The 15,429-nt window shown below is 58.0% G+C and carries 11 protein-coding genes and 1 tRNA gene; all 12 read left to right on the top strand.

All coding sequences use genetic code 11. The features are described from left to right. Positions 1–76 precede the first annotated feature (76 nt). A tRNA-Trp gene (locus APH25_RS24265) sits at positions 77–152 on the top strand. Positions 153–196: 44 nt separating this feature from the next. Next, on the top strand, positions 197–565 hold the full coding sequence (secE, locus tag APH25_RS24260; RefSeq protein ID WP_028633696.1) for a preprotein translocase subunit SecE: 369 nt from the start codon (positions 197–199) through the stop codon (positions 563–565). A 9-nt stretch (positions 566–574) separates the two neighbouring features. Further along, the gene (gene nusG, locus APH25_RS24255) at positions 575–1,108 is read left to right on the top strand and encodes a transcription termination/antitermination protein NusG (protein ID WP_028633697.1); all 534 of its coding nucleotides are present in this window, start codon (positions 575–577) and stop codon (positions 1,106–1,108) included. Between the two features lie 119 nt (positions 1,109–1,227). After that, entirely contained in the window at positions 1,228–1,659 is a 432-nt protein-coding gene (rplK, locus tag APH25_RS24250) for a 50S ribosomal protein L11 (protein ID WP_028633698.1), read from the top strand. Next, positions 1,659–2,354: a 50S ribosomal protein L1 gene (rplA, locus tag APH25_RS24245; RefSeq protein WP_027915749.1), complete on the top strand. Its 696-nt coding sequence runs from the start codon at positions 1,659–1,661 to the stop codon at positions 2,352–2,354. The genes rplK and rplA overlap by 1 nt, the downstream gene beginning before the upstream one ends. Positions 2,355–2,551: 197 nt before the next feature. Then, on the top strand, positions 2,552–3,052 hold the full coding sequence (rplJ, locus tag APH25_RS24240; RefSeq protein WP_028633699.1) for a 50S ribosomal protein L10: 501 nt from the start codon (positions 2,552–2,554) through the stop codon (positions 3,050–3,052). A 78-nt stretch (positions 3,053–3,130) separates the two neighbouring features. Then, on the top strand, positions 3,131–3,496 hold the full coding sequence (rplL, locus tag APH25_RS24235) for a 50S ribosomal protein L7/L12 (RefSeq protein WP_003255496.1): 366 nt from the start codon (positions 3,131–3,133) through the stop codon (positions 3,494–3,496). Positions 3,497–3,716: 220 nt separating this feature from the next. Continuing rightward, positions 3,717–7,790, top strand: coding sequence for a DNA-directed RNA polymerase subunit beta (rpoB, locus tag APH25_RS24230; protein WP_060483623.1), 4,074 nt, complete (start codon positions 3,717–3,719; stop codon positions 7,788–7,790). 64 nt (positions 7,791–7,854) lie between these two features. Continuing rightward, positions 7,855–12,054, top strand: a complete 4,200-nt coding sequence (gene rpoC, locus APH25_RS24225) for a DNA-directed RNA polymerase subunit beta' (RefSeq protein WP_028633701.1) — start codon at positions 7,855–7,857, stop codon at positions 12,052–12,054. A 210-nt stretch (positions 12,055–12,264) separates the two neighbouring features. Then, the gene (rpsL, locus tag APH25_RS24220) at positions 12,265–12,636 is read left to right on the top strand and encodes a 30S ribosomal protein S12 (RefSeq protein WP_003255492.1); all 372 of its coding nucleotides are present in this window, start codon (positions 12,265–12,267) and stop codon (positions 12,634–12,636) included. Positions 12,637–12,741: 105 nt separating this feature from the next. Then, a complete protein-coding gene (gene rpsG, locus APH25_RS24215; RefSeq protein ID WP_003246741.1) occupies positions 12,742–13,212 on the top strand; it encodes a 30S ribosomal protein S7 in 471 nt (156 codons plus the stop codon). A 30-nt stretch (positions 13,213–13,242) separates the two neighbouring features. After that, the gene (gene fusA, locus APH25_RS24210) at positions 13,243–15,387 is read left to right on the top strand and encodes an elongation factor G (protein WP_060483622.1); all 2,145 of its coding nucleotides are present in this window, start codon (positions 13,243–13,245) and stop codon (positions 15,385–15,387) included. The last annotated feature ends 42 nt before the right edge of the window (positions 15,388–15,429 follow it).

Genomic DNA, 15,429 nt, shown 5'->3' with positions numbered 1-15,429 from the left:
CGTAGCGAAAATCATTGAATAAGTAGTTGATTTACTTGATTAGGCCGGTATAATAGCCGGCCTGATACAGCGTTACAGGTCAGTAGCTCAATTGGCAGAGCGACGGTCTCCAAAACCGTAGGTTGGGGGTTCGATTCCCTCCTGACCTGCCATTTCACCTCGGTGTGATGGCTTTCTTATTACAGGATCCTCCTCGATGACCCCCAAAACTGAAGCCCAAGAATCGCGTTTTGATCTGTTCAAGTGGCTGGCTGTAGTGGCTTTGGTGGTAGTTGGTGTGGTGGGTAATCAGTATTACTCTGCAGCGCCAATCCTGTACCGTGTCCTCGCGCTTCTTGTTCTTGCTGCTGCTGCAGGCTTCGTTGCCTTGCAAACAGTGAAGGGTAAGTCGTTCTTCGCGCTGGCAAAGGAAGCACGTGCCGAGATTCGTAAAGTCGTATGGCCGACCCGCCAGGAAACCACCCAGACCACGTTGATTGTCGTGGCTGTCGTGCTGGTTATGGCACTGCTGTTGTGGGGGCTCGATTCCCTGCTCGGTTGGGCGGTCTCCTTGATCGTTGGCTAAAGGTGTCCCGTGGCTAAGCGTTGGTATGTTGTTCATGCTTACTCGGGTTACGAGAAGCATGTGATGCGCTCCCTGGTTGAGCGTGTCAAGCTGGCTGGCATGGAAGACGGTTTCGGCGAGATCCTGGTTCCGACCGAAGAAGTCGTCGAAATGCGCAACGGCCAGAAGCGCAAGAGTGAGCGCAAATTCTTCCCTGGCTATGTACTGGTCCAGATGGAGATGAACGAAGGGACTTGGCACTTGGTCAAGGACACCCCTCGTGTAATGGGTTTCATTGGTGGTACTGCAGACAAGCCTGCGCCTATCACCGATAAAGAGGCTGAGGCCATCCTGCGTCGCGTTGCCGACGGCAGTGATAAGCCCAAGCCGAAGACGCTGTTCGAGCCAGGTGAAGTGGTCCGTGTTGTTGATGGTCCGTTCGCAGACTTCAACGGCAGTGTCGAAGAGGTTAACTACGAAAAGAGCCGTCTGCAGGTTGCAGTGCTCATTTTCGGTCGCTCCACGCCTGTGGAGCTCGAGTTCAGCCAGGTCGAAAAGGTCTAGGCGGACGAAGCATCCCATACCCCGCAGCCCTGTGTGCTGCGGGGTTTTGTCGTCACTGGGATAAAACGCAAGTCATCCGGGGAGCCATCAGGCGTTCGTACCCGATTTTGGAGTAGCTCATGGCTAAGAAGATTCAGGCTTACATCAAGCTGCAAGTTAAGGCCGGCCAGGCCAACCCAAGCCCACCCGTTGGTCCAGCACTGGGTCAACACGGTGTGAACATCATGGAATTCTGCAAGGCCTTCAACGCCCGTACCCAGGGTCAAGAAGCCGGCCTGCCGACGCCTGTGATCATCACTGTCTACAGCGACCGTAGCTTCACCTTCGAGACCAAGAGCACCCCTGCCTCGGTTCTGCTGAAGAAAGCTGCTGGCCTGACCAGTGGTTCGGCTCGCCCGAACACCGTTAAAGTCGGTACCGTGACCCGTGCTCAGCTGGAAGAGATCGCCAAGACCAAGCAGGCCGATCTGACTTCTGCTGACCTGGACGCTGCTGTACGCACCATCGCTGGCTCTGCCCGCAGCATGGGCCTGAACGTGGAGGGTGTGTAATGGCTAAGCTGACCAAGCGTCAAAAGGCAATCGCCGAGAAAATCGAAGCAGGCAAGGCCTACAACTTCGAAGAAGCGGCCACTCTGCTGGCTTCGCTGCCGGCTGCCAAGTTCGTAGAGTCCTACGACATCGCTGTTAACCTCGGTGTTGACCCGCGTAAATCCGACCAGGTCGTACGTAGTGCTACTGTGCTGCCGCACGGCACTGGCAAGACCGTTCGCGTAGCCGTCTTCACCCAGGGTCCAGCTGCTGAGGCCGCTCTGGCTGCCGGCGCTGATCGCGTAGGTATGGACGACTTGGCTGCCGAAATGAAAGGCGGCGACCTGAACTACGACGTCGTTATCGCATCGCCAGATGCCATGCGCGTTGTAGGTCAGCTGGGTCAGGTTCTGGGTCCTCGCGGCCTGATGCCTAACCCGAAAGTCGGTACCGTAACCCCAGACGTAGCCACTGCCGTGAAAAACGCCAAGGCTGGTCAGGTTCGCTATCGTACCGACAAAAACGGTATCATCCATACCTCCGTTGGCAAGATCGGCTTTGAAGCTGGCAAGCTGAAGGAAAACGTTGAAGCCCTGATCGCTGATCTGAAGCGTATCAAGCCAGCTTCCTCGAAAGGTATCTACGTCAAGCGCGTTACCCTGAGCACCACCATGGGCCCAGGTCTGGTCATCGATCAGAGCTCGCTGGACGTGTAAGAACATGGCGGTGCGACCTGTCGCACCGCCAGCAAAAATTGGGGTCCCTGCCTGGCGGGGGCTATCCAAGACCGTAGGTGGCGCAAGCCTTAAAACACCAGCCCACGCAGATGGTGCTCCCGATTCGTTACCGAATCAGACACCAAAACGACATCCGGCTTCGGCCAGATGAAACGGTAAAAACCAGGAGTAAACCCGTGGCAATTAAACTCGAAGACAAGAAGGCCATCGTCGCTGAAGTCAACGAGGCTGCCAAAGTCGCTCTGTCCGCTGTCGTGGCCGATGCCCGTGGTGTGACTGTAAGCGCAATGACCGGACTCCGTAAAGAGGCCCGCGAAGCTGGCGTCTACGTACGTGTCGTACGTAACACCCTGCTCAAGCGCGCTGTTGAAGGCACCGAATATTCGATCCTCAACGACGTGTTCAAAGGCCCGACCCTGATTGCTTTCTCCAACGAACACCCGGGCGCTGCTGCTCGTCTGTTCAAAGAGTTCGCCAAGGGTCAGGACAAGTTCGAGATCAAGGCAGCTGCGTTTGACGGCAATTTCATTGCAGCGAACCAGATCGACGTGTTGGCTACCCTGCCGACCCGCGACGAAGCTATTGCGAAACTGATGAGCGTGATCCAAGGCGCTACCAGCAAGCTGGCTCGTACTCTGGCAGCCATTCGCGACCAGAAAGAAGCTACCGCTGCCTAAGGCACGCGCGACTCTTTCAAAATCATTCGTTTAATTTGATGGCTGCGTAGGCTGTCACCCCAATACAGGATTTAAGTCATGTCCCTGACTAACGAGCAAATCATCGAAGCCATCGGCCAGAAAACCGTTCTGGAAGTTGTTGAGCTGATCAAAGCGATGGAAGAAACCTTCGGTGTTACCGCTGCTGTTGCCGCCGCTGGCCCAGCTGCTGCTGCTGCCGTTGTTGAAGAGCAGACCGAGTTCAACGTTGTTCTGGTTGAAGCCGGCGACAAGAAAGTGAACGTGATCAAAGCCGTTCGCGAACTGACCGGTCTGGGCCTGAAAGAAGCCAAAGAGAAAGTCGATGGCGCTCCTCAGGTTGTAGCTGAAGGCGTTTCGAAAGAAGCCGCTGAAGACGCTAAGAAGAAGCTGGAAGAAGCAGGCGCTAAAGTCGAGCTGAAGTAATCTCGACTTTGCGACTCCAGTCCGAGCGTTGAGCAAAGGGCTGATGGCTGGTGGCTTGCGCCACCGGCCTTTTTCCGTTATTGGCGGCCGGCCAAGCCGGCCCCGATAACGAGCTGCAAAACACCCATGTGGGTGGCGCAAACCAAGGGGTTTGCACGATTTTCTGGCTGCTCCCGCCGGGAGAAGCCAAACAAGCAGGTGACCAAGCTGGGGAACGCTGATGGCTTACTCATACACTGAGAAAAAACGTATCCGCAAGGACTTTAGCAAGTTGCCGGACGTTATGGATGTGCCTTACCTCCTGGCCATCCAGCTGGATTCGTATCGCGAATTCCTGCAAGCGGGAGCATCCAAGGATAACTTCCGCGACGTCGGCCTGCACGCGGCCTTCAAATCGGTATTCCCGATCATCAGCTACTCCGGCAATGCTGCCTTGGAGTACGTAGGCTATCGCCTGGGCGAACCCGCCTTCGATGTGAAGGAATGTGTCCTGCGTGGCGTGACCTTCGCGGTCCCACTGCGGGTCAAGGTGCGCCTGATCATCTTCGACAAGGAATCGTCGAACAAAGCGATCAAGGACATCAAAGAGCAAGAAGTCTACATGGGTGAAATCCCCCTGATGACTGAGAACGGTACCTTTGTAATCAACGGTACCGAGCGTGTGATCGTTTCCCAGCTGCACCGTTCGCCTGGTGTGTTCTTCGACCACGACCGTGGCAAGACTCACAGCTCGGGCAAGCTGCTGTACTCCGCTCGCATCATCCCTTACCGCGGTTCCTGGCTGGACTTCGAGTTCGACCCGAAGGACTGCGTATTCGTGCGTATCGACCGTCGCCGCAAACTGCCGGCCTCGGTGCTGTTGCGTGCGCTGGGTTACAGCACTGAAGAAGTGCTCAATACCTTCTACACCACCAATGTGTTCCACATTTCCGGCGAGAAACTCAGCCTGGAACTGGTGCCGCAGCGTCTGCGTGGTGAAGTCGCGGTCATGGACATCCATGACGAAAGCGGCAAGGTCATCGTTGAGCAAGGCCGCCGTATCACTGCGCGCCACATCAACCAGATCGAAAAGGCTGGCGTGAAGCAGCTGGACGTTCCTATGGAATACGTCCTGGGCCGCACCACCGCCAAGGCCATCGTGCACCCGGCTACCGGCGAAATCCTGGCCGAATGCAACACCGAGTTGACCACCGATCTGCTGATCAAGGTCGCGAAGGCACAGGTCGTCCGTATCGAGACCCTGTACACCAACGACATCGACTGTGGTCCGTTCATCTCCGACACGCTGAAGATCGACACCACCAGCAACCAGCTGGAAGCGCTGGTCGAGATCTACCGCATGATGCGTCCCGGCGAGCCGCCGACCAAGGATGCTGCCGAGACCCTGTTCAACAACCTGTTCTTCAGCGCCGAGCGCTACGACCTGTCCGCTGTAGGTCGCATGAAGTTCAACCGTCGTATCGGTCGCACCGAAATCGAAGGTTCGGGTGTGCTGAGCAAGGAAGACATCGTCGAGGTTCTGAAGACCCTGGTCGATATCCGTAACGGCAAAGGTATCGTCGACGACATCGACCACCTGGGTAACCGTCGTGTACGTTGCGTCGGCGAGATGGCCGAGAACCAGTTCCGTGTAGGCCTGGTGCGTGTAGAGCGCGCGGTCAAGGAACGTCTGTCCATGGCCGAAAGCGAAGGCTTGATGCCGCAGGACCTGATCAACGCCAAGCCAGTTGCGGCGGCGGTGAAAGAGTTCTTCGGCTCCAGCCAGCTCTCGCAGTTCATGGACCAGAACAACCCGCTGTCCGAGATCACCCACAAGCGCCGTGTCTCTGCACTTGGCCCGGGCGGTCTGACCCGTGAGCGTGCCGGCTTCGAAGTCCGTGACGTACACCCGACCCACTACGGCCGCGTGTGCCCGATCGAGACCCCTGAAGGTCCGAACATCGGTCTGATCAACTCCCTGGCAGCCTATGCCCGCACCAACCAGTACGGCTTCCTCGAAAGCCCGTATCGCGTGGTGAAGGAAGGGGTGGTCACCGACGACATCGTGTTCCTGTCCGCCATCGAAGAGGCTGATCACGTGATCGCCCAGGCTTCGGCCGCGATGAACGACAAAAAGCAGCTGATCGACGAACTGGTAGCGGTCCGTCACCTGAACGAATTCACCGTCAAGGCGCCGGAAGACGTCACCCTGATGGACGTTTCGCCGAAGCAGGTTGTTTCTGTCGCAGCGTCGCTGATTCCGTTCCTCGAGCACGACGACGCCAACCGTGCGTTGATGGGCTCGAACATGCAGCGTCAGGCTGTACCGACACTGCGCGCTGACAAGCCGCTGGTAGGTACTGGCATGGAGCGCAACGTTGCCCGTGACTCCGGTGTCTGCGTGGTTGCTCGCCGTGGTGGTGTGATCGACTCGGTCGACGCCAGCCGTGTCGTGGTTCGCGTGGCCGACGACGAAGTGGAAACCGGCGAAGCAGGTGTAGATATCTACAACCTGACCAAGTACACCCGTTCGAACCAGAACACCTGCATCAACCAGCGTCCGCTGGTGAGCAAGGGTGACAAGGTTCAGCGCGGCGACATCATGGCTGACGGCCCGTCCACCGACATGGGTGAACTGGCACTGGGCCAGAACATGCGCATCGCGTTCATGGCGTGGAACGGCTTCAACTTCGAAGACTCCATCTGCCTGTCCGAGCGTGTAGTCCAGGAAGATCGCTTCACCACCATCCACATTCAGGAACTGACCTGTGTGGCCCGTGACACCAAGCTTGGCCCAGAAGAGATCACTGCGGACATCCCGAACGTGGGTGAAGCTGCACTGAACAAACTGGACGAAGCCGGTATTGTCTACGTGGGTGCTGAGGTCGGCGCCGGTGACATCCTGGTCGGCAAGGTAACGCCAAAAGGCGAAACCCAGCTGACGCCGGAAGAAAAACTCCTGCGCGCAATCTTCGGTGAGAAGGCCAGCGACGTTAAGGACACCTCCCTGCGCGTGCCAACCGGCACCAAGGGTACTGTCATCGACGTACAGGTCTTCACCCGCGATGGCGTCGAGCGCGACAGCCGCGCCCTGGCCATCGAGAAGATGCAGCTGGACGAGATCCGCAAGGACCTCAACGAAGAGTTCCGCATCGTTGAAGGCGCTACCTTCGAACGTCTGCGCTCTGCTCTGAACGGTCAGGTGGTCGACGGTGGTGCGGGCCTGAAGAAAGGCACCGTGGTCTCCGACGAAGTGCTGGACGGCCTGGAGCACGGCCAGTGGTTCAAACTGCGCATGGCTGAGGATGCACTGAACGAGCAGCTGGAAAAGGCTCAGCAGTACATCGTCGACCGTCGCCGTCTGCTGGACGACAAGTTCGAAGACAAGAAGCGCAAGCTGCAGCAGGGCGATGACCTGGCACCGGGCGTACTGAAGATCGTCAAGGTCTACCTGGCTATCCGCCGCCGCATCCAGCCGGGTGACAAGATGGCGGGCCGTCACGGTAACAAAGGTGTTGTCTCGGTTATCATGCCGGTTGAAGACATGCCTCACGATGCCAACGGTACGCCGGTAGACGTCGTGCTCAACCCGCTGGGCGTACCTTCGCGTATGAACGTCGGTCAGATCCTCGAAACCCACCTGGGCCTCGCAGCCAAAGGCCTGGGCGAGAAGATCGACCGCATGATCGAAGAGCAACGCAAGGCTGCAGAGCTGCGCGTGTTCCTGACCGAGGTCTACAACGAGATCGGTGGTCGTCAGGAAAACCTCGACGAGTTCACTGACGAAGAGATCCTGGCCCTGGCCCATAACCTGAAGAAGGGTGTGCCAATGGCTACCCCAGTCTTCGATGGTGCCAAAGAGCGCGAGATCAAGGCCATGCTGAAACTGGCCGACCTGCCAGAGAGCGGCCAGATGGTGCTGTTCGATGGCCGTACCGGCAACAAGTTCGAGCGTCCTGTGACCGTTGGTTACATGTACATGCTTAAGCTGAACCACTTGGTGGACGACAAGATGCACGCGCGTTCCACTGGTTCCTACAGCCTGGTTACCCAGCAGCCGCTGGGTGGTAAGGCGCAGTTCGGTGGTCAGCGTTTCGGGGAGATGGAAGTGTGGGCGCTGGAAGCATACGGCGCGGCATACACCCTGCAAGAAATGCTCACAGTGAAGTCGGACGACGTGAACGGCCGTACCAAGATGTACAAGAACATCGTGGATGGCGATCACCGTATGGAACCGGGCATGCCCGAGTCCTTCAACGTGTTGATCAAAGAGATCCGTTCGCTCGGTATCGATATCGATCTGGAAACCGAATAACACGTGACGCGAAGGGGAGTGGGGCAGGTAATGCCCGCTCCCTGCTCCGCCAGGAGGAAAGGCCTTGAAAGACCTACTGAATCTGCTGAAAAACCAGGGTCAAGTCGAAGAGTTCGACGCCATCCGCATCGGTCTGGCGTCGCCTGAAATGATCCGTTCGTGGTCGTTCGGTGAAGTTAAGAAGCCGGAAACCATCAACTACCGTACGTTCAAACCCGAGCGTGACGGCCTGTTCTGCGCCAAGATCTTTGGCCCAGTCAAGGACTACGAGTGCCTGTGCGGCAAGTACAAGCGCCTCAAGCACCGCGGCGTCATCTGCGAGAAGTGCGGCGTTGAAGTTGCCCTGGCCAAGGTTCGTCGTGAGCGCATGGCGCACATCGAACTGGCCTCGCCGGTTGCCCACATCTGGTTCCTGAAGTCGCTGCCGTCCCGTATCGGCCTGCTGATGGACATGACCCTGCGTGATATCGAGCGCGTTCTCTACTTCGAGAGCTACGTCGTTATCGACCCGGGCATGACCACCCTTGAAAAGGGTCAGCTGCTGAACGACGAGCAGTACTTCGAAGCGCTGGAAGAGTTCGGTGACGACTTCGACGCCCGCATGGGTGCCGAGGCTGTCCGCGAGCTGCTGCACGCGATCGACCTGGAGCACGAGATTGGCCGCCTGCGTGAAGAAATTCCGCAGACCAACTCGGAAACCAAGATCAAGAAGCTGTCCAAGCGCCTGAAGCTGATGGAAGCTTTCCAGGGCTCGGGCAACCTGCCTGAGTGGATGGTTCTGACCGTCCTGCCAGTATTGCCGCCGGACCTGCGTCCGCTGGTACCGCTGGATGGCGGCCGCTTCGCGACCTCCGACCTGAACGACCTGTATCGTCGGGTGATCAACCGTAACAACCGTCTGAAGCGCCTGCTGGATCTGTCGGCACCGGACATCATCGTGCGCAACGAAAAGCGCATGCTGCAGGAAGCGGTCGACGCCCTGCTGGACAACGGCCGTCGCGGTCGCGCCATCACTGGCTCGAACAAGCGTCCGCTGAAGTCCCTGGCTGACATGATCAAAGGTAAGCAAGGTCGCTTCCGTCAGAACTTGCTCGGCAAGCGCGTGGACTACTCTGGCCGTTCGGTAATTACCGTAGGCCCGACCCTGCGTCTGCACCAGTGCGGTCTGCCGAAGAAGATGGCCCTTGAGCTGTTCAAGCCGTTCATTTTCGGCAAGCTCGAAATGCGCGGCCTGGCGACCACCATCAAGGCTGCCAAGAAGATGGTCGAGCGCGAGCTGCCCGAGGTTTGGGACGTACTCGCCGAGGTCATCCGCGAACACCCCGTACTGCTCAACCGTGCACCCACCCTGCACCGTCTGGGTATTCAGGCGTTCGAGCCGGTTCTGATCGAAGGCAAGGCCATTCAGCTGCACCCGCTGGTGTGTGCGGCGTACAACGCCGACTTCGACGGTGACCAGATGGCCGTTCACGTGCCGCTGACCCTGGAAGCCCAGCTCGAAGCGCGCGCGCTGATGATGTCGACCAACAACATTCTGTCGCCAGCCAACGGTGAGCCAATCATCGTTCCGTCGCAGGACGTTGTACTGGGTCTGTACTACATGACCCGTGAAGCCATCAACGCCAAGGGCGAAGGTCGCGTATTTGCCGACCTGCAGGAAGTCGACCGCGTATTCCGCGCCGGCGAAGCCGCCCTGCACGCGAAAATCAAGGTTCGTATCAACGAAACCGTGAAAGACCGCGATGGCAGCGTGACCAAGAATACCCGTATCGTCGATACCACCGTCGGCCGTGCGCTGTTGTTCCAGGTTGTTCCGGCAGGCCTGCCGTACGACGTGGTCAACCAGCCGATGAAGAAAAAGGCGATCTCCAAGCTGATCAACCAGTGCTACCGCGTGGTGGGTCTGAAAGAGACCGTTATCTTCGCTGACCAGCTGATGTATACCGGTTTCGCTTATTCGACCATCTCCGGTGTTTCCATCGGTGTGAACGACTTCGTCATCCCGGATGAGAAAGCCCGCATCATCGGTAACGCTACCGATGAAGTGAAAGAGATCGAGAGCCAGTATGCGTCCGGCCTGGTAACCCAGGGCGAGAAGTACAACAAGGTCATCGACTTGTGGTCCAAGGCGAACGACGAAGTGTCCAAGGCGATGATGGCCAACCTCTCGAAAGAGAAGGTCATCGACCGCGAGGGCAACGAAGTCGATCAGGAGTCCTTCAACTCCATGTACATGATGGCTGACTCCGGTGCGCGGGGTTCCGCTGCCCAGATCCGTCAGCTGGCCGGTATGCGTGGCCTGATGGCCAAGCCTGACGGCTCCATCATCGAGACGCCAATCACCGCGAACTTCCGTGAAGGCCTGAGCGTACTTCAGTACTTCATCTCGACGCACGGTGCTCGTAAAGGTCTGGCGGATACCGCACTGAAGACCGCGAACTCGGGTTACCTGACCCGTCGTCTGGTGGACGTTGCGCAGGACCTGGTGGTAACCGAGATCGATTGCGGTACCGACCAAGGCCTGGTGATGACGCCGCACATCGAAGGTGGCGACGTTGTAGAGCCGCTGGGTGAGCGTGTACTGGGCCGTGTCATTGCCCGTGACGTGTTCAAGCCAGGCACCGAGGATGTAATCGTGCCGGCCGGTACGCTGGTCGACGAGCAGTGGGTCGAGTTCATCGAGCTGAACAGCATCGACGAAGTGATCGTGCGTTCGCCGATCAACTGCGAAACCCGCTACGGCATCTGCGCCAAGTGCTACGGCCGTGACCTGGCTCGCGGTCACCAGGTGAACATCGGTGAAGCTGTCGGCGTTATCGCTGCACAGTCGATCGGTGAGCCGGGTACCCAGCTGACCATGCGTACGTTCCACATCGGTGGTGCTGCAAGCCGTACCTCGGCTGCCGACAGCGTCCAGGTGAAGAACGGCGGTATGGTTCGTCTGCACAACCTGAAGCAGGTAGAGCGCGCTGACGGTAACCTGGTTGCCGTATCCCGTTCGGGCGAACTGGCGATTGCCGATGAGTTCGGCCGTGAGCGTGAGCGTTACAAGCTGCCTTACGGTGCGGTAATTTCGGTCAAGGAAGGTGACAAGGTTGAAGCTGGCGCAATCGTCGCCAAGTGGGACCCGCACACCCACCCGATCGTGACCGAGCTCAAAGGTACCGTGACCTTCGTGGGCATGGAAGAAAACATCACCATCAAGCGCCAGACCGACGAGCTGACCGGCCTGACCAACATCGAAGTCCTGGACGTCAAGGATCGCCCTGCCGCTGGCAAGGAAATCCGTCCGGCGATCAAGATGGTCGATGCCAACGGCAAGGATCTGTACCTGCCAGGTACTGACGTACCGGCGCAGTACTTCCTGCCTGCCAACGCCTTGGTGGGTGTTGCTGACGGTGCGCAGATCGGTGTGGGTGACGTTATCGCGCGTATTCCGCAAGAAACGTCCAAGACCCGTGACATCACCGGTGGTCTGCCGCGCGTTGCCGACCTGTTCGAAGCGCGCCGTCCGAAAGAAGCCTCGATTCTGGCTGAAGTCAGCGGCACCATCGCGTTCGGTAAAGAGACCAAGGGCAAGCGTCGCCTGGTCATTACCCCGACCGACGGCAGCGATCCGTACGAAGAGCTGATTCCGAAGTGGCGCCACCTGAACGTCTTCGAAGGCGAACAGGTAAACCGCGGCGAAGTCATCTCCGACGGCCCGAGCGATCCGCACGACATCCTGCGTCTGCTGGGTGTGAGCGCGTTGGCGAAGTACATCGTCAACGAGATCCAGGACGTTTACCGTCTGCAGGGCGTGAAGATCAACGACAAGCACATCGAGACCATCCTGCGTCAGATGCTGCGCAAGGTCGAGATCTCCGAGTCGGGCGATTCCAGCTTCATCAAGGGCGACCAGATGGAACTGACTCAGGTGCTGGTAGAGAACGAGCGCCTGGCTGGCGACGACAAGTTCGTCTCCAAGTTCACCCGTGTGCTGCTGGGTATCACCAAGGCGTCGCTGTCGACCGAGTCGTTCATCTCCGCGGCTTCCTTCCAGGAAACCACCCGCGTGCTGACCGAAGCGGCGGTAACCGGCAAGCGCGATTACCTGCGTGGCCTGAAAGAGAACGTGGTCGTGGGTCGTCTGATCCCGGCTGGTACCGGTCTGGCCTACCACAGCGAGCGCAAGCGTCGCCGTGAAGCAGACAAGCCGCTGCGTGTGAGCGCCAGTGAGGTGGAAGCCGCACTGACCGAAGCGCTGAACTCCAGCGGTAACTGAGTACAGGGCAGGGCCCCGGCAGCCTCGAACGATCATCGCTGACATGAAATGTTGCCGATGATCGGGCGAGGAGGGCCGGGGCTTCGTCTTGACTGGGTGCAAGATCCTCTTTAGACTTTTGTACCCTTAAATTTGGTGAGGCTCCGTCTCGCCAATTTTTGGCTTTCTTGCAAGACAATAGCGTCGCAAGACAATCAGTGGAGCTAGTAGATGGCAACTATCAACCAGCTGGTACGTCAGCCGCGTAAGCGTTCGGTCGAAAAGTCCGACGTTCCTGCGCTGCAGAACTGCCCGCAACGTCGTGGCGTGTGCACCCGTGTGTACACCACCACGCCGAAAAAACCTAACTCGGCACTGCGTAAAGTGTGCCGTGTGCGTCTGACCAACGGTTTCGAGGTTTCCTCGTACATCGGTGGTGAAGGCCACAACCTGCAAGAGCACAGCGTCGTCCTGATCCGTGGCGGCCGTGTAAAAGACTTGCCAGGTGTTCGTTACCACACCGTTCGCGGCTCTCTGGATACTTCGGGCGTTAAAGGCCGTAACCAGGGTCGTTCGAAGTACGGTACCAAGCGTCCGAAGTAATCGGCCGTTTGCAGACATCCATTTTTTGAGTCGATAAGAGTAAGGTCGGGCAGGGGTCGCAGACCCACGTCCCGGGCTAACCTGAAGACCGTTTGAGGGCTTATCATGCCAAGACGTCGTGTAGCAGCAAAACGTGAGATTCTCGACGATCCTAAGTACGGATCTCAGATTCTCGCCAAGTTCATGAACCACGTGATGGAAAGCGGCAAGAAGGCCGTAGCCGAGCGCATCGTTTACGGTGCCCTGGATACTGTCAAAGCGCGCAAGAACAGCGACCCCCTGGAAATCTTCGAGAAAGCTCTCGACGCCATCGCTCCGCTGGTCGAAGTTAAGTCCCGTCGTGTCGGCGGTGCTACTTACCAGGTTCCGGTTGAAGTTCGTCCCTCCCGTCGTAACGCTCTGGCAATGCGCTGGCTCGTAGACTACGCCCGCAAGCGCGGCGAGAAGTCGATGGCTCTGCGCCTGGCCGGCGAGCTGCTGGATGCTGCTGAAGGCAAGGGTGCTGCAGTCAAGAAGCGTGAAGACGTGCACCGTATGGCCGAGGCCAACAAAGCGTTCTCGCACTACCGCTTCTAATTCAAGCATCAATCATTTTGCGAGGGCTTTATGGCTCGTACTACAGCAATTAACCGCTACCGCAACATTGGTATTTGCGCCCACGTTGACGCGGGCAAAACTACCACTACCGAGCGGATCCTGTTCTACACAGGTTTGAGCCACAAAATGGGCGAGGTGCACGACGGCGCCGCGACCACCGACTGGATGGTGCAGGAGCAGGAGCGGGGTATTACCATTACCTCCGCTGCCGTTACCACCTTCTGGAAAGGTTCTGTTGGTCAGTATGACAACTACCGCGTTAACGTCATCGATACCCCTGGCCACGTTGACTTCACCATTGAAGTAGAACGTTCGCTGCGCGTACTCGACGGCGCGGTCGTCGTGTTCTGCGGTACCTCCGGCGTTGAGCCGCAGTCCGAAACCGTATGGCGTCAGGCCAACAAATACGGTGTTCCACGTATCGTCTACGTGAACAAGATGGACCGTGCCGGTGCCAACTTCCTGCGCGTCGTAGGCCAGATCAAGAACCGCCTGGGTCACACCCCGGTTCCGATCCAGCTGGCTATCGGTTCGGAAGATAACTTCCAGGGTCAGGTCGACCTGATCAAGATGAAGGCTATCTACTGGAACGAAGACGACAAAGGCACTACGTATCGCGAGGAAGAGATTCCTGCCGATATGCTGGAGCTGGCTGAAGAGTGGCGCAACAACATGGTTGAAGCCGCCGCCGAAGCCAGCGAAGAACTGATGAACAAGTACCTTGAAGAAGGTGAGCTGACCGTCGAAGAGATCAAGGCAGGCCTGCGCGCGCGCACCCTGGCCAGCGAAATCGTTCCGGCTGTCTGCGGTTCGTCGTTCAAGAACAAGGGTGTTCCCCTGGTTCTCGACGCCGTCATCGAGTTCCTGCCTGCTCCGACCGAGATCCCTGCAATCCAGGGTATCAACCCGGACGACAAGGACCTGGACAAAGAAGACCCGGCTGTCCGCAAGGACGAACGTCACGCTGACGACGACGAGCCGTTCTCGGCCCTGGCGTTCAAGATCGCGACTGACCCGTTCGTGGGTACGCTGACCTTCGTTCGCGTTTACTCGGGCGTTCTGACCTCCGGTGACTCGGTCATCAACTCGGTCAAAGGCAAGAAAGAGCGCGTTGGCCGTATGGTGCAGATGCACGCCAACCAGCGTGAAGAGATCAAAGAAGTTCGCGCTGGTGACATCGCGGCTCTGATCGGCATGAAAGACGTGACCACGGGCGAAACCCTGTGCAACGCCGACAAGCCAATCATTCTCGAGCGTATGGACTTCCCTGAGCCGGTTATTTCGCTCTCCGTAGAGCCAAAAACCAAGGCTGACCAGGAGAAGATGGGCATCGCACTGGGCAAGCTGGCCCAGGAAGACCCGTCGTTCCGCGTCAAGACCGACGAAGAGACTGGCCAGACCATCATCTCCGGTATGGGTGAGCTGCACCTGGACATCCTCGTTGACCGCATGAAGCGCGAATTCAACGTCGAAGCCAACATCGGCAAGCCGCAGGTTTCGTACCGCGAGAAGATCACCAAGTCCAACGTTGAGATCGAAGGCAAATTCGTTCGTCAGTCGGGTGGTCGTGGTCAGTTCGGTCACTGCTGGATCCGTTTCTCGGAGCCGGAAGTTGATGCGAAAGGCAACATCACCGAAGGTCTGGAATTCAAGAACGAAGTCGTGGGTGGTGTGATTCCGAAGGAATTCATTGCCCCGATCCAGAAGGGTATCGAAGAGCAGATGAAAAACGGCGTTGTTGCCGGTTATCCTCTGATCGGCCTCAAGGCCACGGTATTCGACGGTTCTTACCACGACGTCGACTCCAACGAAATGGCGTTCAAGATCGCTGCTTCGATGGCAACCAAGCAACTGGCCCAGAAGGGCGGTGGCGTGGTTCTCGAGCCGATCATGAAAGTCGAAGTTGTAACCCCGGAAGACTACCTGGGTGACGTGATGGGTGACCTGAACCGTCGTCGTGGTCTGGTACAGGGTATGGATGAATCGGTCTCCGGCCGCGTCGTCCGCGCTGAAGTTCCGCTCGGAGAGATGTTCGGTTACGCGACCGACGTTCGTTCCATGTCTCAGGGTCGCGCAAGCTACTCCATGGAATTCTCCAAATACGCCGAAGCTCCGTCGAACATCGTCGAAGCACTCGTTAAAAAACAAGGCTAATCCCCTTTAGGCAAGAGGTTCACTGTCGTGGCTAAAGAAAAA

It is taken from the genome of Pseudomonas sp. NBRC 111119, assembly GCF_001320125.1.
Classification (GTDB): domain Bacteria; phylum Pseudomonadota; class Gammaproteobacteria; order Pseudomonadales; family Pseudomonadaceae; genus Aquipseudomonas; species Aquipseudomonas parafulva.
Note: the sequence above shows the minus strand (reverse complement) of the source record. Positions and strands in the feature narration are given on the sequence as shown.